The organism is Bacillus sp. J41TS8 (assembly GCF_018333035.1).
In the GTDB taxonomy this organism is placed as follows: Bacteria; Bacillota; Bacilli; order Bacillales; family Bacillaceae; genus Bacillus; species Bacillus paralicheniformis.
In genome coordinates this window covers 1-294 of the sequence record NZ_BORF01000054.1, presented here as the reverse complement: position 1 = coordinate 294, position 294 = coordinate 1, and the positions used below count along the sequence as shown (strand labels likewise).

At 38.1% G+C, this 294-nt stretch carries 1 protein-coding gene; it reads left to right on the top strand.

Features of this window, described 5'->3' with window-relative positions:
- Nucleotides 1-92: 92 nt before the first annotated feature.
- A partial coding sequence (locus KI350_RS22815; protein WP_483188966.1) for a transposase occupies nucleotides 93-294 on the top strand: 202 nt, incomplete at its 3' end.

The window sequence follows — 294 nt, the reverse complement described above, 5'->3', positions numbered from 1 at the left end:
CTCAGCTTGTCGACAAAGTCACAAAAAATGGCTTCATCGACAAGCTTTTTTTGTTAAAATATGAGTGAAATCTAGTTTTTGGAGGTTTTACCATGTTGTCCAAGCAATCAAAAGATCAGCGTGAACAGCTTGAAGTCTTTGCCTTAAGTGAACTTGTTCCGGAAGATCATCTGGTCAGGAAAATAGAAGAAGCCATGGACTTTTCTTTTATTTATGAAAAAGTTGCTCCCCTTTATTCTTCAAAAGGGCGCCCAAGCATTGATCCCGTTGTATTGATCAAAATGGTTCTGATTC